Origin of the sequence: Thiomicrospira sp. S5 (genome assembly GCF_003991075.1) — a bacterium.
Taxonomy (GTDB): Bacteria; Pseudomonadota; Gammaproteobacteria; order Thiomicrospirales; family Thiomicrospiraceae; genus Hydrogenovibrio; species Hydrogenovibrio thermophilus.
In genome coordinates this window covers 875,958-898,843 of sequence record NZ_CP014470.1, presented here as the reverse complement: position 1 = coordinate 898,843, position 22,886 = coordinate 875,958, and the positions used below count along the sequence as shown (strand labels likewise).

At 52.5% G+C, this 22,886-nt stretch carries 23 protein-coding genes; 15 read left to right on the top strand and 8 right to left on the bottom strand.

The features are described 5' to 3' along the window. The first annotated feature begins 6 nt into the window (after positions 1 to 6). The gene (locus tag AYJ59_RS04035) at positions 7 to 594 is read left to right on the top strand and encodes a hypothetical protein (protein WP_127119303.1); all 588 of its coding nucleotides are present in this window, start codon (positions 7 to 9) and stop codon (positions 592 to 594) included. 74 nt (positions 595 to 668) lie between these two features. Here the strand turns inward: AYJ59_RS04035 and AYJ59_RS04030 are convergent, their stop codons facing one another. Both AYJ59_RS04030 and ppk2 read right to left on the bottom strand, forming a co-directional pair. Continuing rightward, complete coding sequence (locus AYJ59_RS04030) at positions 669 to 896, bottom strand: hypothetical protein (protein WP_029938776.1); 228 nt, start codon at positions 894 to 896, stop codon at positions 669 to 671. A gap of 35 nt (positions 897 to 931) precedes the next feature. Further along, positions 932 to 1,723, bottom strand: a complete 792-nt coding sequence (gene ppk2, locus AYJ59_RS04025) for a polyphosphate kinase 2 (protein WP_029938777.1) — start codon at positions 1,721 to 1,723, stop codon at positions 932 to 934. A 236-nt stretch (positions 1,724 to 1,959) separates the two neighbouring features. Between ppk2 and AYJ59_RS04020 the strand changes: the two genes are divergently transcribed. Next, positions 1,960 to 2,649, top strand: a complete 690-nt coding sequence (locus AYJ59_RS04020; RefSeq protein ID WP_127119302.1) for a YggS family pyridoxal phosphate-dependent enzyme — start codon at positions 1,960 to 1,962, stop codon at positions 2,647 to 2,649. Positions 2,650 to 2,809: 160 nt separating this feature from the next. On the opposite strand, the gene AYJ59_RS04015 is transcribed toward AYJ59_RS04020, so the two are convergent. Then, entirely contained in the window at positions 2,810 to 3,826 is a 1,017-nt protein-coding gene (locus AYJ59_RS04015) for a hypothetical protein (RefSeq protein WP_127119301.1), read from the bottom strand. Between the two features lie 398 nt (positions 3,827 to 4,224). On the opposite strand from AYJ59_RS04015, the gene AYJ59_RS04010 reads away from it, so the two are divergent. The 11 genes from AYJ59_RS04010 to AYJ59_RS03960 all read left to right on the top strand — a co-directional run bounded on the left by AYJ59_RS04010 (position 4,225) and on the right by AYJ59_RS03960 (position 16,531). Then, the gene (locus tag AYJ59_RS04010) at positions 4,225 to 6,999 is read left to right on the top strand and encodes a methyl-accepting chemotaxis protein (RefSeq protein ID WP_127119300.1); all 2,775 of its coding nucleotides are present in this window, start codon (positions 4,225 to 4,227) and stop codon (positions 6,997 to 6,999) included. A 139-nt stretch (positions 7,000 to 7,138) separates the two neighbouring features. Continuing rightward, a complete protein-coding gene (locus AYJ59_RS04005) occupies positions 7,139 to 8,416 on the top strand; it encodes a Glu/Leu/Phe/Val family dehydrogenase (protein ID WP_029938781.1) in 1,278 nt (425 codons plus the stop codon). 134 nt (positions 8,417 to 8,550) lie between these two features. Beyond that, positions 8,551 to 9,387, top strand: coding sequence for a pyrroline-5-carboxylate reductase (gene proC / locus AYJ59_RS04000; RefSeq protein WP_029938782.1), 837 nt, complete (start codon positions 8,551 to 8,553; stop codon positions 9,385 to 9,387). Between the two features lie 21 nt (positions 9,388 to 9,408). Continuing rightward, positions 9,409 to 9,975 carry a YggT family protein gene (locus AYJ59_RS03995; protein ID WP_029938783.1) on the top strand — a complete coding sequence of 189 codons (567 nt, stop codon included), beginning with the start codon at positions 9,409 to 9,411 and terminating at the stop codon, positions 9,973 to 9,975. Positions 9,976 to 10,074: 99 nt separating this feature from the next. Continuing rightward, positions 10,075 to 11,235 (top strand): homoserine O-succinyltransferase MetX, encoded by a 1,161-nt coding sequence (gene metX / locus AYJ59_RS03990; RefSeq protein WP_127119299.1) that lies wholly within the window; start codon positions 10,075 to 10,077, stop codon positions 11,233 to 11,235. Then, a complete protein-coding gene (gene metW, locus AYJ59_RS03985; protein ID WP_127119298.1) occupies positions 11,232 to 11,846 on the top strand; it encodes a methionine biosynthesis protein MetW in 615 nt (204 codons plus the stop codon). The genes metX and metW overlap by 4 nt, the downstream gene beginning before the upstream one ends. 77 nt (positions 11,847 to 11,923) lie before the next feature. Next, positions 11,924 to 12,178, top strand: a complete 255-nt coding sequence (locus AYJ59_RS03980) for a FeoA family protein (RefSeq protein ID WP_029938786.1) — start codon at positions 11,924 to 11,926, stop codon at positions 12,176 to 12,178. After that, positions 12,175 to 14,487, top strand: coding sequence for a Fe(2+) transporter permease subunit FeoB (feoB, locus tag AYJ59_RS03975; protein ID WP_127119297.1), 2,313 nt, complete (start codon positions 12,175 to 12,177; stop codon positions 14,485 to 14,487). The genes AYJ59_RS03980 and feoB overlap by 4 nt, the downstream gene beginning before the upstream one ends. A gap of 15 nt (positions 14,488 to 14,502) precedes the next feature. Then, positions 14,503 to 14,784: a FeoC-like transcriptional regulator gene (locus AYJ59_RS03970; protein ID WP_127119296.1), complete on the top strand. Its 282-nt coding sequence runs from the start codon at positions 14,503 to 14,505 to the stop codon at positions 14,782 to 14,784. A 359-nt stretch (positions 14,785 to 15,143) separates the two neighbouring features. Next, entirely contained in the window at positions 15,144 to 16,088 is a 945-nt protein-coding gene (locus tag AYJ59_RS03965; protein ID WP_127119295.1) for a PilZ domain-containing protein, read from the top strand. Positions 16,089 to 16,105: 17 nt separating this feature from the next. After that, positions 16,106 to 16,531, top strand: coding sequence for a hypothetical protein (locus AYJ59_RS03960; protein ID WP_029938790.1), 426 nt, complete (start codon positions 16,106 to 16,108; stop codon positions 16,529 to 16,531). A gap of 44 nt (positions 16,532 to 16,575) precedes the next feature. Here the strand turns inward: AYJ59_RS03960 and AYJ59_RS03955 are convergent, their stop codons facing one another. Then, on the bottom strand, positions 16,576 to 17,508 hold the full coding sequence (locus AYJ59_RS03955; protein WP_127119294.1) for a PilZ domain-containing protein: 933 nt from the start codon (positions 17,506 to 17,508) through the stop codon (positions 16,576 to 16,578). Positions 17,509 to 17,583: 75 nt separating this feature from the next. After that, entirely contained in the window at positions 17,584 to 18,258 is a 675-nt protein-coding gene (locus AYJ59_RS03950) for an alpha/beta hydrolase (protein ID WP_127119293.1), read from the bottom strand. 157 nt (positions 18,259 to 18,415) lie between these two features. Here AYJ59_RS03950 and lptM point away from each other — a divergent pair, with 157 nt between their 5' ends. Together lptM and lysA are read left to right on the top strand one after the other, a co-directional pair. Then, complete coding sequence (lptM, locus tag AYJ59_RS03945; protein WP_127119292.1) at positions 18,416 to 18,682, top strand: LPS translocon maturation chaperone LptM; 267 nt, start codon at positions 18,416 to 18,418, stop codon at positions 18,680 to 18,682. Continuing rightward, on the top strand, positions 18,679 to 19,944 hold the full coding sequence (gene lysA / locus AYJ59_RS03940; RefSeq protein WP_127119291.1) for a diaminopimelate decarboxylase: 1,266 nt from the start codon (positions 18,679 to 18,681) through the stop codon (positions 19,942 to 19,944). The genes lptM and lysA overlap by 4 nt, the downstream gene beginning before the upstream one ends. 19 nt (positions 19,945 to 19,963) lie before the next feature. Here lysA and AYJ59_RS03935 read toward each other — a convergent pair whose 3' ends face one another. The 3 genes from AYJ59_RS03935 to gcvH all read right to left on the bottom strand — a co-directional run bounded on the left by AYJ59_RS03935 (position 19,964) and on the right by gcvH (position 22,830). Beyond that, complete coding sequence (locus tag AYJ59_RS03935; protein ID WP_237260368.1) at positions 19,964 to 21,127, bottom strand: hypothetical protein; 1,164 nt, start codon at positions 21,125 to 21,127, stop codon at positions 19,964 to 19,966. 11 nt (positions 21,128 to 21,138) lie between these two features. Continuing rightward, positions 21,139 to 22,335, bottom strand: coding sequence for a class I SAM-dependent rRNA methyltransferase (locus tag AYJ59_RS03930; RefSeq protein ID WP_127119290.1), 1,197 nt, complete (start codon positions 22,333 to 22,335; stop codon positions 21,139 to 21,141). A 108-nt stretch (positions 22,336 to 22,443) separates the two neighbouring features. Beyond that, positions 22,444 to 22,830 (bottom strand): glycine cleavage system protein GcvH, encoded by a 387-nt coding sequence (gene gcvH, locus AYJ59_RS03925; protein WP_127119289.1) that lies wholly within the window; start codon positions 22,828 to 22,830, stop codon positions 22,444 to 22,446. Positions 22,831 to 22,886: the final 56 nt, after the last annotated feature.

Sequence of the window (22,886 nt, the reverse complement as noted above, 5' to 3'; positions counted from 1 at the left end):
GATAACGTGCGTTGGATTGGGCAACAGGAACAGCCGAACGGCTTTTATCTGATTGAGGTTGAACAAGACGACGAGACCGAACGTCCGGTCAACTTCGCCGTCACCGACGGCGAACGACAGGCGATTTTATTCAGGCAACAGGGGAATAAACTGCTGTTCATGACCGAACAGCCTTTTCCCGAACCCACCGAATTACAACCGAAAAACGCCCAGGCCTGGGTGTTTTTAAACGACCTCACCGTAAGCTTATCCCCATCGCAACCGGTGTTAATTACCGGAAGCCATCAAGCCTTAGCCACGGTATTTTATCTGGCCGACCGGCTCCGGGAAACGTTTGATGTCCGCGCGGTATTGGCCAGCGAATCGGCCTTTCCCTTTGTGGTGAAACCGGCCCGTTTCCTGTTCCCGGATTTTCCGGCTCAGGCCATTGGTGCCGCGACCCTGTTGGAGGATTGGAAAATCCCCAACCGACTGTGCAGTGAAGCCGCGTTACCGGGCTGTTTCGATGGCCGCCTCGGCGACCTTTGGTCACAATGGACACCACCGCCGCATTGGCAGCAAGTGGACTGCGACCACCTGCCCACCACCGCGTGAGACCGACCAACATCGTCTAAACAATTCGACCGGCTGTCACGGATTGCGGAAATCGATATGGCTTATTTGTCGGCTTATTCCACTTCGCTGGACTGACGTCGCAACTCGTGGGCGTATTCTTCCAACAACTTGGCGGCGCGATGCGACTGTTCCGAATGCACCACCCCCAAAGCGGCGCTGATCAGCATCTCCAGCTCTTCGAAATGCTCTTCGCCGATGGCGTCTTTTTGTTCCTGGTTCAACATCCGTTGAAAACGGGCCACCACTTCTTTCGCATGGCCGTGATAATGCATTTTCGTCATGATGAAATTCCTTTCGTTCAAATGAAGCCTTGGCTTCAGTCTTCTTTAAATACGTCTTCGCCGCTGCTGAGAATCAACGGATCAGGTTGCAAAATGTCTTCGTTCTTATCGTCGTAAGGGAAATAGTTCAACACATAACGCATGGCTTCCAAGCGCGCGCGTTTCTTATCGTTCGACTTGATGACCGTCCAAGGCGCTTCATTGGTATTCGTGTAAAAAAACATGTCTTCCTTGGCACGCGTGTAGTCCTCCCATCGATCCAGGGACGCCAAGTCCATTGGACTCAACTTCCATTGTTTCAACGGATCGTTTTTGCGTGCGTTAAACCGGCGTAGTTGCTCGTCACGCCCCACCGAAAACCAAAACTTCATCAAATGAATCCCGCTGGCGGTGATCATCCGTTCGAACTCCGGTGCCTGGTGCATGAACTGATTGTATTGCGGCGGGGTACAAAATCCCATGACCCGCTCCACGCCCGCACGGTTATACCAGGAACGGTCGAACAAAACCATTTCGCCAGAGGTCGGCAGGTGCTGAATGTAGCGTTGAAAGTACCATTGTCCCTTTTCGGTTTCGCTGGGCTTGTCCAACGCCACCACACGTGCGCCACGAGGATTAAGGTGCTCCATAATCCGTTTGATGGTGCCACCCTTCCCGGCCGCGTCACGACCTTCGAACAAAATGATCAAGCGCTCGCCATTGTGCTTGATCCACTTCTGCAATTTCAACAACTCGATTTGCAACTGTTCTTTGGTTTCTTCGTATTCCGAACGGCTCAATTTTTCTTTATAGGGATAATTTACGTCGCTGGATTTGATTTTCTTCATGAAGCTTCCTCTGACTCAAAACGTTTTCGATGAATGACCGCAACCGATGCAACCAATTTTTTTAGGTGTATTTTTTTCATTTTACGCCCGCCGACCGCTCAGTACCATAAAAACCATTCAATTGTCCGGAATAAGGCGCGCTTATCCCGGCAAGAAGCCGACAGCCGACCTTGGAAATGTTAAAATGAACGTTAAGATTATTCATGATTCACGCCTTCCAATCCGCAGGAAACGAGATGAACAACACATTGCTCAGCCGCTATCAACAGGTTTTAAACCGAATCGAAACCGCCCGTAAAGACAGCGGTCGCCATGACCCGGTCACTCTGCTGGCCGTCAGCAAAACCAAACCGCTGGCCGACATCGAAGCCCTGGCCGAGGCCGGACAAAAAGCCTTCGGTGAAAACTATGTGCAGGAAGCCTTGGAAAAAATCGCTCAACGACCGGATTTGGAATGGCATTTTATCGGCCCCATCCAGTCCAATAAAACCAAGCCTATTGCCGAGCATTTCCAATGGGTACACAGCGTGGATCGTTTGAAAATCGCCAAACGTCTGTCGGCGCAAAGACCACCAGGCCTGGGCGATTTGCAGATATTACTTGAAGTGAACGTCAGCGAGGAAGCCTCCAAGTCCGGATTCCGGCCGGAGGAAATCCTCGACGTGACCGAAGAAGTGATGGCGCTGCCAAACCTCTCGTTGCGTGGTTTGATGGCGATTCCGGCCCGTACCGAGTCAATGGAAGCGCAGCGCCGGCCCTTTCGCCAACTGCGCGAGTTGCTGACGGAAATGCAACAGCGCTTTCCGCAGGCGCCATTGGACACTTTGTCGATGGGCATGTCCGCCGATCTGGAAGCGGCGATTATGGAAGGCAGCACCCTGGTACGGATTGGAACCGATATTTTCGGCGCACGCAACTACGCCTAGTCCACCAAAAATCCGAAACCAAAATCCAAAAACGAAAAAGCCGAACATTTCTGTTCGGCGCTCTCCTTTTTGAACCGGCACGAAAACCGCCATACCGGCCATCGACATCGTGCCTTTTCTAAATGCGGCACGTATCCCGATTAATAATGTTATCGGCCGATTACTCGGTATCTTGAGTGGTTTCAGCCGCTTCACTCTCGGCGCTTTCGTTGCCGGAAGCGTCATCCATTGAATCAAACGTCGGGCCGGCCGGCACTTCAATACCACTCGGCTTCAAGGTGACCGTATCCAACCCGGCCGCGTTCGCCAACTGGTCGTGGAATTCTTTCACACGGTCATACCAGGTTGCAGCCTGACCTTCTTCTCCGGCACGCTGCGCCAAACTGTCGGCCAGCCATTCATCGAATTTTTCACGTGCGTTGGCAAAGAACTCGTCCAGCTTCTCGACAGCATCCTGCATATTCTGTAGATAAGGCGGTAACTGAGCGATTTGACCACCCGAAACGGCGTCACCGGTTTCGGTATCCTGCACACCCTGATACGCCTGAGCCTGCTGATAATTAGCCGCATACATTTCGGTTTTCTGCATATCCAGACTGAAGGATTGAATCTGCCCGAAATCGATTTCAAGCTCTTGCGCTTTGGCAAAGGCCTTTTCGATATCGCCGTTGAAGAATTCATTCGACAAGGCATCCACTTTCTCGAACACATCGAAAATGGCATTCAGTTCGTCTTCGTTCAAATCACCTTGTACCGAAAAACCAAAACGTTCTTCAAACGCGGTGGCTTCCATTTCTTCGGTGCTTTCAAAATAACGTGCGCCGGACGGTCCTTCTTCCTGACCGTATTCACTTTTGTAGGATTGGTATTGAGCATACAACTGACGGAAGTCGACCTGAACCGTATCGCCTTCCTGCGTTTGAATCTGCATCGTCATGGTTTGACTGTAGGCGTAAGATTGCTGGTATTGGGTACTGCCGGAAACCGCCTGCAAACCTTGAGAGGAAGCGGAAAAGAAATCCGACAGGTTCGGCAGTGCCTGACTGTTTTCCAGCGCCTTTTCATCGGCTTGCTGACTGGCTTTGAACAATCCTTCCAAACCATTGGCGGACTTGTTGTTCGACGCACCATTCAGCAACGAACTGATGTAATCGTTTTGTGGCTTAATGAGTGACATACTAATCTTCCTTTTCTGACAATGTTTCACGATAACACTCGTTCATGACAAGGCTCGGAAACCACACTGGGCTATTGTTATTATTCGACACCATTTGATTATATTTTCGGTGTGTATCGGTTTTAACGGCCAAAACGAAAAAGACTTTAACGATTTTTCATTAAAATCAATCAATTAGATTTAAGTCCCTTTCCAACGCCCATTCTATAAGGTTTTAAGGCGACGTTCAAATTCGAACATCCGCACTTTTTCGAATCAAATATTAATTTTCTTTATTAATCAATAAGAAATAAAAACCTTAACTTCATTGATGAATTTATCAACCTACGCTAATATGCTTATATAAAAAATTCCATAATAATCAACGCATAACAACCTGCGACAGGATGGACGGCAACATGAACCCAGCACACCCTGAAACACACGCCCCTGAAAACGAATACCTCGTTCCCGACAATATCGCTCTCGTCTCCAAGACCGACCTGCACGGCACCATTACCGAAGTGAATGATGCCTTTGAGCTGGCCAGCGGTTTCAGCCGGGAGGAATTGATCGGCCAACCTCACAGCATCGTACGCCACCCGGACGTACCCAAGCGGGTGTTCAAAGACATGTGGCACACCTTGAAAATGGGGGCCACCTGGTCTCAAGTGGTGAAAAACCGCCGCAAAGACGGCGGTTACTACTGGGTCAAAGCCAATGTGTCGCCCATTTATGAAAACAACCGGCACGTCGGGTATCTATCGTTTCGGACCCACGTCTCGGAATCCGAGAAAGCCGCCACAGCCGAAGCCTACCGCCAAATCAATGCCGGAAAACGTCATATCCAGTACGGTAAAGTCTATCAAGGCATCAACTGGCCGCAGCTGAATTGGATGGCTCAAATGGCGCCGCAATGGCAACTGACGCTCTTGATGACAATTTTTGCCGTCATCCCGTTTATCTGGCTGACGCAACACTTTTTGTCCGTCGGATTATTGGCAGCCATCAGCGCCATGATGTTGATTCCCGCCTTTCTTTACGGTTTACGGCTGTCCCGTTTTCAACAAAGCATTCAAAAAGCCCTGCAAAATGTCTCCGCCAACGAACCCATCAATATGAGCTGCCATCGTCCTAAACACTTCGTCGGGCAACTCATCAACCCGGTAATTTCAGCCGCCATTTCGATTCGCTATGCGATTGAAGACAATCAGGCCAAAGTCGATGAAGCGGCCAAACTGCAAACCGCCATCAACCAGATTTCCAGCAACTTAATGATTACCGACGCCAACCTCAACATCGTTTACATGAACGATGAAATGCAGCGTTTCATGCAGACGGAAGAAGCCAAGCTCAAAGAGTATCTCCCACAATTCGAGGCCAGCGACCTCATTGGCCAGAACATCGATATTTTTCACCGCAACGCCCAGCATCAACGTCAATTGCTCAACGAATTGAAAGAACCTTATGTCGCCAACATCCAAATCGGCGACACCCATTTGGAAGTGAACACCATCCCCATTTTCAATCGTGCCGGCAGTCGCACCGCCACCTTGGCGGAATGGCGAGATAAAACCCAGGAAATCCAGTTGATTAACCAGGTACAGAAAACGGTCAACGCGGCCAAAAACGGACTCTTGGATCAACGCATCGACCTGAGCCGTGTGTCGGGGTTGGCCCGCGAACTGAGCGGCGCCATCAATGAAATGATGGAAACCATCGAACACCCGATCAGCCAAGCTGTGGACCTAGGGGTCGCGCTCTCGGAAGGCAATTTGACCCAGCACATGCAAGGTGAATTCAAAGGCCGATTCGCCCTATTACAAGACAGTCTGAATGTTGCCGTGGAAAATCTCTCCAATATGATGAACCAGACCCGCATCGCCATCCATAATGTCAACACCTGCGCCAATGAAATCAGCCAATCCAGTTTGAGTTTGAACGAGCGTACTCAGTCCCAGGCCGCCTCTTTGCAGCAAACCGCCGCCAGCATGGAACAGATGACCTCAGCCGTACAACAAAACGCCGATAATGCCGGCAAATCGAGTCAGGTCACCCAGACCACCGCACGCCAAGCGGCGCAAAGTGAAACCGTCATGAGCAAAGCGGAAGACTCGATGAAGCAAATTCACGAATCCAGCCAGAAAATAAACGAAATCATCGGTTTGATCGACAGCATCGCTTTCCAAACCAACCTATTGGCGCTGAACGCCGCCGTGGAAGCCGCCCGTGCCGGCGAGCACGGCAAAGGCTTTGCCGTCGTCGCCGGCGAAGTGCGCAGTTTGGCGGGTAAAAGTTCGGAAGCGGCACGCGATATTCGCCAGTTGATTGAAGACACGGTTTCCAAAGTATCGGAAGGCACCGACCAGGTTCGTGCCTCCGGCGAAGAACTGCATAACATTGTCGCCGCCATCGAAAACGTTAACGAAATGATTGACGACATTGCCGTGTCCAGCCACGAGCAATCGGAAGGCGTCAAACAAGCCAACCAGGCCATCGCCGACATCGACAGTGCCGTTCAGGAAAATGCGGCACTGGTCGAGGAAACCACCGCCATGGCCGAAGACCTCAGCGGCATGGCCGAGTCCATGGAATCCAATGTCGCCCAATTTACCTTGAAACCGCCCACACACGAACACAATGCCCTGAAAGTCGGTAACTTCGACTTTGCCGCGGCTCGCCGGGCGCACCGCCAGTGGCGAGTCAAAGTACGTGCTTACCTGAACGACTTCGAGATCGACTTCAACCGACAATCGGCCGATGACCCGACGCTCTGCCCCCTCGGCACCTGGCTCTATCAAGAAGGTCAGACGTATCAAAGCTTGCCGTCTTTTCAGGTACTGGAAAAATCCCACGCCAACCTGCATGCCTTCATCGGCCGCATTTTCGATTTGAAAGACATCGGCGATATGGAACAAGCCAATGACGAAATGCAAAAACTGGAAGGCCTCAGTCTCGAAGTGATTGAGCACATTCATGCACTGGAAGATGAAATATCAATGGGTGAAAGCCGACCGCAAACGGCCATTAAACCCGAAATTCAAGCGCCTGAATCCAGTCAAACACAGCCGAACAAGGTTACGCGAATCCACCAGGCCTCGGCGCCGATTAAACAAGAACACCCAGACCTGGATCTCGCCGCCGCCACGCCCCAGTCCCCCTCGGAACCGGAGGACGACTGGAACGATTTTTAAAAACCACATTTGTTCCTCAAAGTGAAAAACGCCCCTGAAAGATGGATTTAAGGGGCGTTTTTGTTTGCAAACGCCGTATTTTCCCTTATGCTTAGACCGTCTTAGTTTAAACCGTTTTACCCGATTACGGAGAGTGTGCATGTTCGAAATTGCAAAGCAGCGATTAGGAGAAGTCTTCAAACACATTGAAGTGGACGAAGAGGTCATCAACCGGTTATCGGTTCCGAAACGTTCCATCAAAGCCAGTATCCCGGTACGAATGGATGACGGCAGTTTGCAAATATTCACCGGTTACCGCGTGCAATACGACGACACTCGCGGCCCGACAAAGGGCGGCATTCGTTATCACCCGCGCGTCAATCTGGACGAGGTCACCTCCCTGAGTTTCTGGATGACAGTCAAATGCGCCGTGGCCGGGTTACCCTTCGGCGGCGCCAAAGGCGGCATCACCGTCAACCCGAAAGAACTGTCGCAATTGGAAATCGAACGTTTGTCACGAGGCTACATTCGCGCCTTTGCCGATGTGCTGGGGGAAACGCGGGACATTCCCGCACCGGACATGTACACCAACGCCACCATCATGGGGTGGATGGCCGACGAATATTCCGTCATCGCCCGCCGCCAGATTCCCGGCATCATCACCGGAAAACCGCTGCACTTGAATGGTTCGGAAGGCCGCACCCAAGCCACCGGACAAGGTGCCTTGTTCTGTCTGAGCGAATACGCCCGCCGCCAAGGCTGGGACATTCAAAACACCACCATCGCCGTGCAAGGCTTCGGTAACGCCGGTTACCATTTTGCCCGTCTGGCGCAACAGGCCGGCTATCGCGTCATTGCCGTGTCCGATTCAAAAGGGGCGGTTTGCACCGCCAGCGGACTGAACATCGACGACATCAAACAATTCAAAGACGAAACCAGTGAATTGAATTCCGTCTATTGCGACGGCTCGGTCTGCAATGTGATCGAACACGAAACCCTCACCAATGAAGAACTGTTGGAAATGGACGTCGATGTTTTGGTGCTGGCCGCTATGGAGAACCAAATCACTCAGGAAAACGCCGATAAAATTCGTGCGAAAACCCTATTGGAAATCGCCAACGGCCCCATTTCCCCTCAAGCGGATGAAATCCTGCAAGCGAAAGGCACCCAAGTCATTCCCGACGTACTCGCCAACTCCGGTGGGGTGACGGTCAGTTACTTCGAATGGGTCCAGAATCGTTCCGGTTTTTATTGGGACGCCGACGAAGTGGAACGGCGCCTCGATAAAATCATGCGACGCGAAGCCAACGTGATTTACGATTTAGCGATTCGCTATCAAACCAGCTTAAGAACCGCCGCCTACATTCACGGCATCGACCGCCTGGCCGGCGCCATCGATCAACGCGGCAATCATAAACTCTTCAAAAAACCTATCTGATTCCCCCATCCGACGGACTGTTTTTTCAGTCCGTTGCCGCTATAATAGACACCCATTCCCATTTGGACAGGCTCGGAAAACGGTACAGACCGTGAAACGCCCAACCAGCCAACGACAGACACGAGGTGATTTCTATGGATTCGACAATCTGCTTTATCGGTGCGGGCAATATGTCCCTCAGCCTCATGGGCGGCTTGCTGGCCAGCGGCTACCCGAAGGATAAAATTCTGGCGACCGACCCCAGCGCGGATCGACGCCAGGAAGTCACCCAGTCACTCGGTATCCCCTGTCTGGAAAGCAATACCGAAACGGCCGCTCAGGCCGACATCATCCTGCTGGCGGTCAAACCGCAACAGTTGGAACCGGTCTGCAAGGAACTGGCCGACACGGTGAAAGCGAAAGGCGCACTGGTGATTTCCATCGCGGCGGGTGTCCGAACCAGTGACATCGCTTTCTGGCTAGGCGGCGAAGCGGCCATCGTCCGCACCATGCCCAACACCCCGGCCTTGATTCGCAGCGGCGCCACCGGCCTGTTCGCCACGGCGTCGGTCTCCGACGCTCAGAAAGACCAGGCCGAAAACATTCTGCGCGCTGCTGGCCTGACGGTTTGGGTACCACAGGAAAGCGACCTGGACATTGTCACCGCCATCTCCGGCAGCGGCCCGGCTTACTATTTTCTGTTTATGGAAGCCATGCAAGCCGCCGGCCAGAAACTCGGACTGGATGAGTCCACCGCCCGTCTGCTAACGATTCAGACCGCATTCGGCGCGGCGAAAATGGCCCTGGAAAGTCCAGATGATTGCGCCACCTTGCGCCAGAAAGTGACGTCGCCGAACGGTACCACGGAAAAAGCCATTCAGACATTCGAACAGCACGACTTACGTGCTATCATTGAGGAGGCCATGACCGCCGCGAAAGATCGCGCCATCAGTCTGGCCGATGAATTGGGCACGACCCACAACAATTCCTAATCGAGTACACAGGAGCAAAGCATGTCCCCAGTCGGTGAAGGCGGTTTATTTCTCATTCAATTTTTAGCAGGCCTGGTGATTTTCGTCTTGATTCTGCGCTTTTTCATGCGTGCCACGCATGTGGACTGGCGCCACCCGATCGTCAACTTTGTCGCCAAAGTCACCAACCCGCTGTGCGCGCCCTTGAATCTGGTGTTACCGAAACCGGGCCGCTGGGACTGGAGTGCGTTGCTCACAGCCATGATTGTTCAAGCTTTGTTCGTCGTACTACTGGGCTTCTTAACCGACCGCAGCTTCTCCGTCGGACTGATTGCGATTTCCTCGGTGACGGAAATTCTCAATCAAATGCTCGACATGATGTTCTGGCTGATCATCATTCAAGTGGTGTTAAGCTGGGTATCGCAAGGTTACAACCCGAATACGGCGATTTTCTATCAACTGGCCGAACCGATTCTGCGCCCTTTCCAGAAAGTGATTCCGCCGATCGGCGGCCTGGACTTATCGCCGATTGTGGCCATCATCGCCATCAAGCTGACCCAAATTATTGTGGTGGGGTCCATTGCTCAACTGGGGCAAAGCTTACTATAATAACGCCACGCTGGCGGTTTCTGGCAAACCGTCGGCCACCCCGTCTCATGGCACGTTCATGGATGAACCCTTAACTCAACGAAGATTGTAACGCAACAGATGACAGATTCGATTGGCCTCGTCGCGCCTCAAACAATGCATGTTTCGACCCCTCTGGAAATGGTCAGCGGTTCCGTATTGCCGGAATACGACCTGGTGTACGAAACCTATGGCACCTTGAATGACGATGCCTCCAATGCCGTGCTCATCTGTCACGCCCTCAGCGGCAACCACCATGTCGCCGGTCAATACGAAGGCGAAAAAGCCCGCGGCTGGTGGGACGGCTATATCGGTCCCGGCAAACCGATCGATACCGATCAATTTTTCGTGGTGTGCTCCAACAATCTGGGCGGTTGCCACGGTTCCACCGGCCCGGCCAGCATCAACCCGGAAACCGGTAAGGTCTACGGCCCGGACTTTCCGATTGTCACCTGTAAGGACTGGGTACACAGTCAAAACACCCTACGCGAGCATTTGAACATTGATCGCTGGGCCGCGGTCATCGGCGGTTCGATGGGCGGCATGCAGGTCATGCAGTGGGCCATGGACTATCCGGATAAAATCCGCCACGCTGTCGTGATCGCTTCGGCCCCGAAACTTTCCGCGCAAAACATCGCCTTTAATGAAGTGGCGCGCCGCGCCATTATGACCGACCCGGATTTCCACAACGGGCGTTTCATTGAAATGAACACCACCCCGAAACGTGGCTTGGCGCTGGCTCGCATGTTGGGGCATCTTACCTATTTGTCGGACGACATGATGGGCTCGAAGTTTGGTCGAGAATTACGCGAAGGCAAACTCAAATACAATTTCGACGTCGAATTCCAGGTGGAAAGTTACTTGCGTTACCAAGGCGAAAAATTTGCCACCAAACAAAACTTCGACGCCAACACCTACCTGCTGATGACCAAAGCCCTGGACTACTTCGATCCGGCGTCGGAATACGACGACAACCTCACCGAAGCCCTAGCGGGTGCCACGGCGAAATTCCTGGTGGTCTCCTTCACCACCGACTGGCGTTTTTCGCCGGAACGTTCGCATGAAATCGTCAAGGCGTTGCTCGATAACGATGCCGACGTCTGTTACGCCGAAGTCAGTTCGCAGCACGGTCACGACGCCTTTTTATTGCCGAACGACCATTACGAAGGCGTCTTCCGCACCTACATGAAGCGGGTGCTGACCGATATTCAGGAAACGTCCGGCACGGAGGAGCGCGCATGACTTTCAATCACATCTCCCCCGAATTCAAATTGATCGCCGACTGGATTGAACCCAACAGCCGCGTGCTGGACTTGGGCTGTGGCGAAGGTCAATTATTGGCCTATTTGAAACAGACCCATAACATCACCGGCTATGGCATGGAAATCGACCCGCAAAACAACATCAAGGCGATTGAGAATGGCATCAACGTCATTCAAAGCAATCTGAACAGCCACGATATTTGCGATTATTTCGATGAAGACTCATTCGATTTCGTCATCATGACCCAGGCACTGCAAGTGGTCAGCCGCCCCGACTTATTGCTGGACGAAATGCTCACCGTCGGCAAACAAAGCATCATCACCTTCCCGAACTTCGCGCATTGGCGCAACCGCGCGCAACTGTTCTTCGGCGGACGTATGCCGCAGAACGCCAGCTTGCCGAACCCCTGGTATAACACACCCAATATCCATCTCTGCACCTTCAACGATTTCGAAGACCTCTGCGAAGAAAAAGACATCGAAGTCGTGGCCCGAACCGTGGTCAACAGCAAACACCAGCCGTCTTTGGCAATGAAGTTTGCGCCGAACTGGCTGGGTGAAATTGCCCTGTATCAAATCCAGCGTAAATAAAGTTTTTGTCATTTGACAAACATGAAATTTTTGTTAAGATTTCACATCCAAAATCAATAATAATTATCATTTATTTTATGAATCCAATTACAAAGCTCAATCAGGAAACCGTCAGCCTCGCGGATTGCCGCCAGGATCAGACCTGCCGCATCCTTGCGTTGACCGGCGATTTGGCCTGCAAACTGCACCTGGTCAACCTGGGCTTTCATACCGACAGCCACCTGAAACTCAGCATGATTCGCAATCAGTGCTACATTGTTTCCGTGGACGGTAGCCGTTTTGCATTGGATGCCAGCCTCGCCAAGAATATCCAGGTCCAACTGCTTTCATGAAACGACCGCTTCCGAATGCAACGCCGCATCATATCGCGTTGATCGGCAGCCCGAATTCCGGGAAAACCACGCTTTTCAACCGCTTGACCGGGGCCAACCAGACCACCGGCAACTGGCCGGGTGTGACCGTCGAGAAAAAAGTCGGTCATTTTCAAGTCGGCCATGAAGCTTATCAACTGACCGACCTACCGGGCATTTACAGCCTGGAAAACTCCTCCCATTCAGGGCTGGACGAACAGGTCGCGCGCGACTTCCTGCAACACGAACACCTGGATTTACTCATCAATGTGGTCGACGCCACTTGTCTGGAGCGCCAACTGTTCCTGACCGCACAACTGCTGCACATGGGGCTGCCGGTAGTGGTGGCGTTGAACCGCATGGACCGCTTGGAAAAGGCCCACCTCGAGATTGACATCGACACCTTGTCCGAAAAACTCGGTTGCCCGGTTCTACCGATTTCCGCCTATTACAATCAAGGCATCGACGAATTAAAAGAAAATCTACCAGGCCTGGCGGAAAAGCATACACCCCTGCATTTCGACCTGCCGGATGCCCTGCACCACTCGGTTCACAGCATCCGCGACCGTTTGTATGACGAGCCCAGTGCCGAGTCCTGCTGGCTGGCGTTGCAATACTTGATTGACCCGAACAAAGCGCCCTTTTCGTTACGGACCTTTGCCGCGGACGAAAAACAGCGCCTGGAAGACCATTACGATGAAGAACTGGCTCTGATTGCGGCCGATTTATATTTTCAATTCGCCCACGAGGCTGCGCACACCAGTCAAACCCATACCGACAAATTCACCCGCGACACCACCTCGATTATCGACCATTGGGCGCTACACCCCTGGCTGGGCATGCCGATTTTCCTCGGCATCATGTACTTGATTTTCGCCTTGTCGATTACCATCGGTAACGTCTTCATCGACTTTTTCGACATCGGCGCTCAAGCCTTATTCGTAGATGGCCCGGCTCAGGTGATGAACGCTCTGCACAGCCCCGAATGGCTGACAGTATTACTGACCCAGGGTGTTGGCGGCGGCTTGCAAGTCGTAGCGACGTTCATCCCGGTCATCGGCGGCCTATTCCTGCTCTTATCGATACTCGAAGAAACCGGTTACATGCAACGCGCCGCTTTTATCATGGACCGCTTCATGCGCCGACTCGGCCTGTCCGGCCAAGCGTTCATTCCGCTGGTGGTCGGTTTTGGCTGTAACATTCCGGCCGTGCTCGCCAGCCGCACCTTGCCGGACGAACGGGTTCGCATCATGACCGTTATGATGACGCCGTTTATGTCTTGCAGCGCCCGTTTGACGGTTTATGTGCTGTTTGCCACCGCCTTCTTCGCCGATAACGCCACACTGCTCGTGTTCTCGCTGTACCTGATCGGAATCTTAGCCGCGGTCGTCACCGCGCTTTTGCTGAAACACACTTTGCTGCAAGGCGAAACCGCTCCGCTGCTGATGGAACTGCCGACTTACCACCGTCCGTCACTGATGAACATCGGGCTGAACACCTACAACAAAATGAAAGGCTTTATTTTCGGCGCGGGTAAAATCATCGTTGTCATCGTTTTACTGATTAATGTCTTCAACAGCCTGGGCACGGACGGCTCGTTCGGGCATGAAAACCAGTCGGATTCGGTCTTGAGCAGCATTGCCAAAACCGCGACCCCTATCGTCGAACCGCTGGGCGTGAATGAGGACAACTGGCCGGCGACCGTCGGCTTGTTGACCGGGATTCTCGCCAAAGAAGTCGTGGTCGGCGCGCTGGATGCGTTGTATCAATCCATGGACGAAGTGCCGCAAGCGGAAACCACCGACGAATACGATTTCTGGGGTGAAATCGCCGCCGCTTTCCAGACGATTCCGGAAAACCTGCAAAAATTCATCACCGACCTGACCGATCCACTTGGTTTGGAAGCCCTCACCAGCACCTCCGATTCCGAAAAAGCGGCCGAAGAACTGGACATCGCCGCCACGACATTGGATAAGATGGTCAAACACTTCAACGGTGAAGTCGCCGCTTATGCCTATTTGCTGTTGGTCCTGCTGTACTTCCCGTGCGTGGCGACCTTCGCCGCCATCAAAAAAGAACTGGGCTGGCGCTGGGCAAGTTACAGCGGCGTTTGGAGCCTCTTCCTCGGTTACAGCGTGGCCGTAAGCTTCTATCAAATCATGACGTTCAATGCGCACCCGGTTACCAGCAGTGTTTGGCTGGGGATTTTCGCCGCCGGTTATCTATTACTATACGCCCTCTTGAAACGCATCGGCCAAAAGTCGTATCATTCGATTAATACCCAATTTTAACCAAGGTGGGGTCCAATGATTCTATTGGAGCTGAAACGTTACATCCGAACACACCAAAATGTCACAGAAGAAAACATTCTGAACCATTTTGACATCTCCCCCGATACGCTGGAAGGCTTGATTCGCCCCCTCATCGACCAAGGCCACATCAAGGAGTCTTTCGCCCAAGCCAGTTGCGCCAGCGGACAATGCCAATCCGGCTGCGGACACAATGACGCCGACAAACACTACTTCTGGACCGACAAACGCCACAAATCCCTGACGATTCCATTGGAAATCCAACCCGCCGCCCATTAAAAATTTTTTACCCCATTCCGGGAATTGGCATTGACTTTGCATGTAGGTTGGACAACTATAATGGGCACCTCGATTAACCCCGAATAAAATTCTGCGGGACTTAAAGGTCACTTATTCTAGGCGCGACTCGCCGGTCTTAGTCATTCTATGGCCAAGAGTCGTAACAACGAAGAAGTGGTCTTTAAGCCCCGCCCGAAGGGGCTTAGCCAAGTTCGCCAGTTCTACGTTGTGAACGTTTGCAAGGTCTAGACATTCCTTCACGTTCACGCCTTGATCTGACAAACTTGGCGTTGCCAGAATTCATTGGGGGTTAATCGAGGTGCCCTAATCCTACAACGAAACGAAGTAGCACCGCTCCCATGAATAGATGGTTTCAAAAAGGCAATTCCAGACGGTTTTTCCGAATCGACATGCCGGTTCGGCTTTTCATCACCCCGTCGTCTCCGATTAAGGATCGGGAAATTTATGCCACCGGCGTCGATTATTTTCCGCCGATTGTCCAAAAGCTGATTGCCGAACAAAAAAGCGACACCTTGTATTGGCTGGGCCGCATCCAAGACCAAAAAGTCCTGGTCACCGAATTGTTCAACGAGGTCATCGACTTTGTGGAGTTTTTCGGCGAGTGCGCCAAGTCACTTTCCCAAGGCATCAACCCCCGTCTGGACCCAAAGTACTGGGTGCAGATCAATCAGAAGAAACAAGGCTTCCAAAAGGTCGAGGCGCTTCACCAGTCGTCACCAAAGACCTACCGTTATTTCAAGATGATTGAAGAGAAATACATGACGTTTCTGGAGTCGATGATCCACAGCATCACCCACTCCACGGCCAGCCAGTTCGAAGCGAACATCCAACTGCCCTACGCCTTTAAAATCGACGAAACCATCGAGCTGTTCAAAAACGAGAAATTCGCCAAAATTCCGCTGGTGCAATCCATTTATTCGCTGTGCTCCCTGATGGATACCTATCTGGAAGCCTATCGCCAGATCAACGACGACAATGTGATGCGGCAATACCCGCAAGAATGGCGACTGCAACAAGCCAACGTCAGCGCCTCAGGCCTGGCGGTTTTACTGAATAAGCGTTTTCGGCCTTTCGAAAAGGTCGATGTGTTTTTCTATTTCCCGTCCCACGACAAAACCTTGCAGTTCAGCGGCAATATTGTCGATATCCGTACCATCGACGATGCTTACAAGGAACGGGTCGCCATCAACTTTGAATTTCCGGATGGCAAGAGTCAGGATTTCCTGCAAAATGAAATTCAGCGCTTCGAAATCGAAGAATGCATGCACTTTAACTTCGCTTAGAGGAATTTGATTACACTATGCCAGGTCGCAATCACACAGTCGAAGCCGGATTTTTGGACGCCCTCCCCGCCTCTTACCGAGACGCGGCCGCCGACCTCCTGCATTTCTATCGTCTGAGTCAATTGCTGGACATGCGCCAGAACGGCGTTTACCCGGAAGTGCAGGATCGCTTCGACCTGAAACCGATACAGTGGTTTGAAATTTTGGACGCCGTCATCCTCACCAAAGTAAGTTATTTCGACGTCACCACCCAAATGAGCCCCAAACACATCAACAAACTGTTGGAAATCACCGCGTTTGCGTTACACCATCCCGGCGCGCCTTTATCGGAAATTTACCAACTGGTGGAAAAGGATTATCATTTTTTCGCCGACTGGCTGAAACAAGTGCAGGAAGTTCGTATGGAGTTCGTCAAACACGCCAAAGCCAAAGGCCTGCTCTAGCAACCTCTGATTCAATCAGTGGCTCCAACAATCAAGAGAAAATGTCAGAACAGTGCCAAGCCGTTCTTTGACGCCAAAGACATGGCATCCTGCAGTTCACGGTGCTGCTCGAACAGTGTGATGATTTCGGCGTGCTCACGGCTGAGAAACTCGAACTCCACTCCGATCTTATAGGCAAACTCGCTGTTTTTCAGCGCCTTATTCAATACGATTTTGCCGCGGCACACCAAAATATTATCGTCCAATTGCATGAAAATATTCATGTGCGCGAACTTTTCGAAAGTCTCGTTGGTATTTAAACTGAAACCGCCCGCACTGATATTGACCGACATCACCGGCCAGGAGCCCGGATCGGAAATCGAATGGTAAGCCTCTTTCAAGCGGGCGAAAACGGTTTCGTAAAAATTGAGTTTTTGAATCAATAATTCCAGTGCTTTGGCGGGCAAAATGCCGCGTTCGCTTAATTCACCTAAATTGGATACGTAATCGGTCTCGTCGAAGTTCGGTTTGATTTTACGCGGAAACAGGAAAATTTTACCGTCGATGCTGTTCTGCACCGACTCAATCAACTCATGAAGGTGATCGCTGACCTGTAGATAAAAGCCCTCGATCAACGGGCCGACCTTGGAAACGTTACTGACTTCCGGCGGAGTGATTTTGCGGTCTTCGCGTAACCGGAACTTATAGTCGTGGCGTAAACGCGGATCGTGCCCTTCGATGATGTCGTCCAGCAACCAGGCCATGTAATCGATGCGGTGATTCAGCATGTGGAAAATTCGTAACGCATCGGATGTCGGCGAAAAAGCCTCGCTCAACAACTCCCGAATGTCATGATCCAGTTCTTCAAGATGAAACGCTTCCTGACGTTTAATCAGCTTATCGCGATTCACGCGCAAATGACGGCCCTGCACATCCACTGTTTCAAAATACAGCGGAATCTCCACATCGTATCGAAAAAAACGTCTTACATTCGCCACTCTTGGGCCGTCCTTTATTATGCTTGCTTAATCGTGATTCTAGCCAGGCCTGGTCATTTTTCGACCACTGTATTTTTATATCAGCAAATGGCGTTGAATGAAATGGGCAATATCACGGACTTCTTCGGCACACACCTGATGCGGCATCCCCGGATAGACGTGCCACTCCACCGCCCGCCCGAGCGTTTGCAAGGCGTCGCGTGACGACTCGGCCACGGTGAAAGGGCAAATCGGATCGGCCGTCCCATGCCCCAGAAAAATCGGGCAGGCATCCGGCTGGACATAAGCATCCGCCAGCGCATCCTGATGCGGAAAATAAGTCGACAACCCCATGATACCGGCCAGCGGCGCTTCATAACGCAACCCGGCTTGCAGGACAATCACCCCGCCTTGCGAAAACCCAGCCAGCAGAATGCGCTCGCTTGGAATCCCTTTCGCCTGTTCCGCCCGAATCCAATCGTGTACTTGGGCCAGACTTTGCTCAATACCCGGCCAATCAACCTGTTCCGTTAGATGAATGGTCTTAATGTCATACCAGGCCGTCATGGGTTCCCCCAAGTTCACGGTGACCGGCTGCACCGGAGCATTCGGAAACACAAAACGAATGCCGTGGTTTTCCGGTAACCCCAGGTGCGGCAACAACCCTTCAAAGTCATGACCGTCGGCTCCCAGACCATGCAGCCAAATCACGCAGGCGGAGGCGGTTCCTTGGCGGGGTTCAATGATAATGGGCGGGTTTCCTTCCGGCATTCGAGTTCCTCATTCCCTGTTCACGTCCGTTGATTGTCGATATTTTACCCAAACCCGCGCCTGCTCCGCCAACTTTCCGGCGCAAGATGCAATGTTTTTCATTTGCGGTACGGATAGGCTAAAATAGCGCCTTTAATCACACCGGGGATGGCCGACCATGTTTCGCTTCCAAAATGCAGGTTCTCAACACATGACGCGCCGGGCAACGGCCATCAAAGCGTTATTCGGCGTTCTTTTGCTTGCCATTGGCAGCATCAGCCTCTCCGGCTGCGGAAAAAAAGGGCCTTTATACCTGCCTGAAAAACCGCAGGAAGTGACCGAGGAATCGCCCACAACCGAGACGGCCACCGACAACGCGGCAGCCGTAGCGCCGGATACAGAACTGACCGAACAATCGACCGAACCCAAACAGGAAACACCATGAGCCAAATCCCACAACCTTTCCATTATCAGAACGACACCCTTTATGCCGAAGGCTGCCCGCTGGAGAGTCTGGCTCAGCAATACGGGACCCCGCTGTACGTTTACTCGCGTGAAGCCTTTGAAGAACGCTGGCAAGCGTTCGACACCGCTTTCGGCGACCAACCGCATCTGGTCTGCTACGCGGTCAAGACCAACTCCAATCTGGCGATTTTGAACCTTCTGGCACGCCTGGGTTCCGGCTTCGACATCGTCTCGCAAGGCGAGTTGGAACGCGTCTTGAAAGCCGGCGGCGATCCGGCCAAAGTGGTGTTTTCCGGTGTGGCGAAAAAACCGGCTGAAATCGAACGCGCCTTGACCGTCGGCATCCGCTGCTTCAATATCGAATCCCACGCCGAGTTGGACCGCATCCAATCGGTCGCGCAGCGCCTCGACATCGTTGCGCCGATTTCAATTCGCGTCAACCCGGATGTCGACGCCAAAACCCACCCGTATATTTCGACCGGCTTGAAAGATAACAAGTTCGGAGTGGACATCAACACCGCCCCGCAACTCTATGCCGATGCCCAAAAACTGTCTCATATCGATATCATCGGCATCGACTGCCACATCGGTTCGCAACTGACTGAAATCACCCCGTTTGTCGATGCGCTGGAACGAGTTTTGAAGCTGAAAGCCGCTTTGGAAGCACAAGGCATTCACCTGCACCATCTGGACTTGGGCGGCGGCTTGGGCATCCAATACACCGACGAGCAGCCGCCGGCGGTGCGCGATTACATCCAGGCGATTCTCACCAAATTGAATGACCCGTCGATTGAAGTCATTATCGAGCCGGGCCGGGCTATTGCCGGAAACGCCGGCGTTCTGCTGACGGAAGTCGAATACCTTAAACCGACCGAGCACAAGAATTTCGCCATTATCGATGCCGCCATGAATGACCTGATTCGCCCGGCACTGTATCAGTCCTACCAGACCATTCAGCCGGTTACACAACGCAAAGACGGTGACGAGGCCGAATGGGATATCGTGGGGCCGGTATGCGAAACCGGCGACTTTTTAGGCAAAGACCGCCGCTTGAACTTGAAAGCCGGAGACATTTTGGCGGTCATGTCATCCGGCGCCTACGGTTTCACGATGAGTTCGAACTACAATACTCGCCCGCGCGCGGCCGAAGTGTTGGTGGACGGCGACCAGGCTTATGAAATCCGTCCGCGCGAAACCTACGACGACTTGATGGGATCGGAAAAATTATTACCGACCGTCTAAAAGATAAGAAATTTCCGGGCTAGTTTGCCGGGGTTTCATAACGCCCGGCCAACCAAAGATGAATGGCACTGAGTTGCTCGGGCGTCGGCAGTTGGTTTTCTCCCTGACGCACCCGCGCCAGCTTGAGCATTTCTCCCGGCGCGTCTCCCTTCGACGCCGTTTCGGACAGGTGCAACAAGATGCCCACCAACTCGCCATGCAACTGCCATACCCATAACGCGGCTTTACCGGCTTCGTAATCCGGCCAATCAGTCAACCAGTAATGTTTCTGCAAATGGCTCAAGGCCTCCCATTCGGCTTTTTGCGTCAAACGCACCGGATGACTGCACAAGTCCTCCGGCGGCAACGCGTGCGATGCGGATTCGGAAAACCACCAGGCCTGGTAGATTTTCTCCACATCCACCAGATAACGACAAGCACCGATGGCATCCAATTCGGACGCCGATACGTGTAACCATTCGGCCGCGCGATAAACATCCTCCAACTGGGCAATCAGGCTTTGGCATTGCATCGGCCGACACGGCAATTGCGCCAGGGAACGATGCAAGCGGGAACCAATCAGTTGCGGAAAGCGCGCTGCCAAGGACAAGGCCATGGAATTCACCCTTGGCAAGGTTTGCAAGCCCTCCAAACGGTCTTCATCCATCACGCAGACTTCCACAAAATCGGAAATTTCTTCGGTCACATACCGTAAGCGCAACTTGCGTAGAAACTGCACGGTTTCCTGCTTGCCCGGCCAGCCGATTTCCGCCACCATCTGAGTACGTTTATCATTCAACAATGCAACGATTTCCGCCTCCGGCAACCCGGAGGCAACCAGTCGCCACGCCAGCATCGGGGAATGGTCCAATAGCTCCAGCAATTGCGGATAGCGCCCCACATAATGCAACAGCGCCAATTGATGGGTCGGGAACAAGGCACAACTGTCTTTGACCCAATTCGGAATCTGTTTTCGCCAGGCACCGAGTTGACCGTAATCCGGCCAACTCAAGACGGCCAAGTCGTCAGGATAGTCCGGCACCGGTTCGGAACCGACCATCATATTGTCCCAGCCGGGAATGCCTAAAACCCCCATTTTCGGCATCCACTGACGCCCATCCACCCAAAGCACTTGGGCATCGACATCCCAATAACAGTGTTTGGCTAACTGTTTCTGTTGAATGGACAAGGCGGGTTTCATCATAGGACTCCGTCTTACCAGCTTTTGCCGACTTTAAAGAAGAAGGACTTGAGGTATTCGGTTTCCGGAATCGCCGGATGCACCGGATGATCCGGCGCCTGATGACATTGGTCGAACAACTGGATTTGACGGTCGACATGACGGCTGGCCTGCTGAATTTGATTCAGCAAAGCGTCTCGGCTCATATGATGCGAACAGGAAGCCGACACCAGAATCCCATCGGTGTTCAATAAACGCATGGCCAATTCATTGATGCGGCGATAGCCTTCCGAACCGGCCTTGAAATCTTTCTTGCGTTTGACGAACGCCGGAGGATCGACGATGACCACGTCGTATTTATGCGCTTCGGCCAACAAGGCTTTCAACACATCAAACGCATTGCCTTCGACGGTGATGACACGATCAATCACCTCGTTCAGCACGGCGTTTTGTTCCAAACCGTCCAGTGCAAAGGCCGAAGCATCCACACAGGTAACTTCCGAAGCACCCGCCACGGCCGCTTCCACGCCCCAGCCGCCCAAATAACTGAACACGTCCAGCACCGTCTTGCCTTTCACCAATGACTGCAAGCGTGAACGCGCCGAACGGTGGTCGTAAAACCATCCGGTCTTCTGACCGTCTTCGGCGGGAATCACAAAACGGGCGCCGTTTTCTTGCATCTGAATGGATTCCGGTAAGGTTCCGATGGCCACTTCCGTGTACAGCGGCAGACCTTCCAGTCCACGACTGCCGGTATCATTACGCAACACCAACGCCTGTGGGTGATACAGGTTCTCGATGGTTTGCACCAGTTCGTCTTTCATGGCTTCCATACCCGCCGTGGTGATTTGCGCCACGAAAACGTCGCCGAAACGGTCGATGACCAAGCCCGGCAAACCGTCGGATTCACCAAAGACCAAACGATAATAAGGCGCATCGTAATTCAGTTCACGCAGAGCTTGCGCGGCTTGAATGCGTTTTTTCAAAAACGCCTGATTGAACGATACTTTCGGGTTACGGCTCAACAGACGCCCGCAAATCAAGGTATTCGGATTGATGTAGGCCACACCGATGGCTTTTCCGTTGGCGGCTTCCACCGTCACCACCTGCCCGGGTTCGAAGTTTTTCAACGGTGAGACCTGCGTGTCGACCTCGTTACTGAAAATCCACAGATGGCCTTGTTTGAGACGTTTTTCTTCGTTCTTTTTCAGTCTTAAAACCGCTTCGGTCATAGTGTTTCCTTAAGTGAATGTGGTGCCCTAAACAAAAAGGGCATCGAGCCCGCAGCGCAACGGCCGCGAGGCTTTATGCCCTTTTGAAATAATGCGACGAACGTCGACTTACTGGTCGATCATCGCTTGATAGTCTTGGTCCGATAGAAGGTTGTCCAATTCGGACGCATCGTGCGGGGCGATTTTGAACAGCCAGCCGCCATCGTAAGGTTCGTCGTTGACCAGTTCCGGCTCGTCTTCCAATTCGGTATTCACCTCGACGATTTCACCGCTCAAAGGCGCAAAGATATCGGAAGCGGCCTTCACCGATTCCAACGACATGATTTCTTCGCCCTGGGAAATGTCGGTACCGACTTCCGGCAGGTGCGCCGCCATCAAATCGCCCAACGACTCCTGAGCGAAATCGGTGATACCGACAACGGCTTCACCGGATTCATTGATATACACCCATTCATGCGACTCCGCATACTTCAAATGATTTGGTAAAACGCTCACGGCGACACTCCATACAATTAAATTCGAATCTGCCGCAAATCATACCAAAAAACGCG

Bases quoted from the DNA above. Each gene is read 5' to 3' on its own strand.
- AYJ59_RS04030 (WP_029938776.1), bottom strand. From the start codon at position 896: ATGACGAAAATGCATTATCACGGCCATGCGAAAGAAGTGGTGGCCCGT.
- ppk2 (WP_029938777.1), bottom strand. From the start codon at position 1,723: ATGAAGAAAATCAAATCCAGCGACGTAAATTATCCCTATAAAGAAAAA.
- AYJ59_RS04020 (WP_127119302.1), top strand. From the start codon at position 1,960: ATGAACAACACATTGCTCAGCCGCTATCAACAGGTTTTAAACCGAATC.
- AYJ59_RS04015 (WP_127119301.1), bottom strand. From the start codon at position 3,826: ATGTCACTCATTAAGCCACAAAACGATTACATCAGTTCGTTGCTGAAT.
- AYJ59_RS04010 (WP_127119300.1), top strand. From the start codon at position 4,225: ATGAACCCAGCACACCCTGAAACACACGCCCCTGAAAACGAATACCTC.
- AYJ59_RS04005 (WP_029938781.1), top strand. From the start codon at position 7,139: ATGTTCGAAATTGCAAAGCAGCGATTAGGAGAAGTCTTCAAACACATT.
- proC (WP_029938782.1), top strand. From the start codon at position 8,551: ATGGATTCGACAATCTGCTTTATCGGTGCGGGCAATATGTCCCTCAGC.
- AYJ59_RS03995 (WP_029938783.1), top strand. From the start codon at position 9,409: ATGTCCCCAGTCGGTGAAGGCGGTTTATTTCTCATTCAATTTTTAGCA.
- metX (WP_127119299.1), top strand. From the start codon at position 10,075: ATGACAGATTCGATTGGCCTCGTCGCGCCTCAAACAATGCATGTTTCG.
- metW (WP_127119298.1), top strand. From the start codon at position 11,232: ATGACTTTCAATCACATCTCCCCCGAATTCAAATTGATCGCCGACTGG.
- AYJ59_RS03980 (WP_029938786.1), top strand. From the start codon at position 11,924: ATGAATCCAATTACAAAGCTCAATCAGGAAACCGTCAGCCTCGCGGAT.
- feoB (WP_127119297.1), top strand. From the start codon at position 12,175: ATGAAACGACCGCTTCCGAATGCAACGCCGCATCATATCGCGTTGATC.
- AYJ59_RS03970 (WP_127119296.1), top strand. From the start codon at position 14,503: ATGATTCTATTGGAGCTGAAACGTTACATCCGAACACACCAAAATGTC.
- AYJ59_RS03965 (WP_127119295.1), top strand. From the start codon at position 15,144: ATGAATAGATGGTTTCAAAAAGGCAATTCCAGACGGTTTTTCCGAATC.
- AYJ59_RS03960 (WP_029938790.1), top strand. From the start codon at position 16,106: ATGCCAGGTCGCAATCACACAGTCGAAGCCGGATTTTTGGACGCCCTC.
- AYJ59_RS03950 (WP_127119293.1), bottom strand. From the start codon at position 18,258: ATGCCGGAAGGAAACCCGCCCATTATCATTGAACCCCGCCAAGGAACC.
- lptM (WP_127119292.1), top strand. From the start codon at position 18,416: ATGTTTCGCTTCCAAAATGCAGGTTCTCAACACATGACGCGCCGGGCA.
- lysA (WP_127119291.1), top strand. From the start codon at position 18,679: ATGAGCCAAATCCCACAACCTTTCCATTATCAGAACGACACCCTTTAT.
- AYJ59_RS03935 (WP_237260368.1), bottom strand. From the start codon at position 21,127: ATGATGAAACCCGCCTTGTCCATTCAACAGAAACAGTTAGCCAAACAC.
- AYJ59_RS03930 (WP_127119290.1), bottom strand. From the start codon at position 22,335: ATGACCGAAGCGGTTTTAAGACTGAAAAAGAACGAAGAAAAACGTCTC.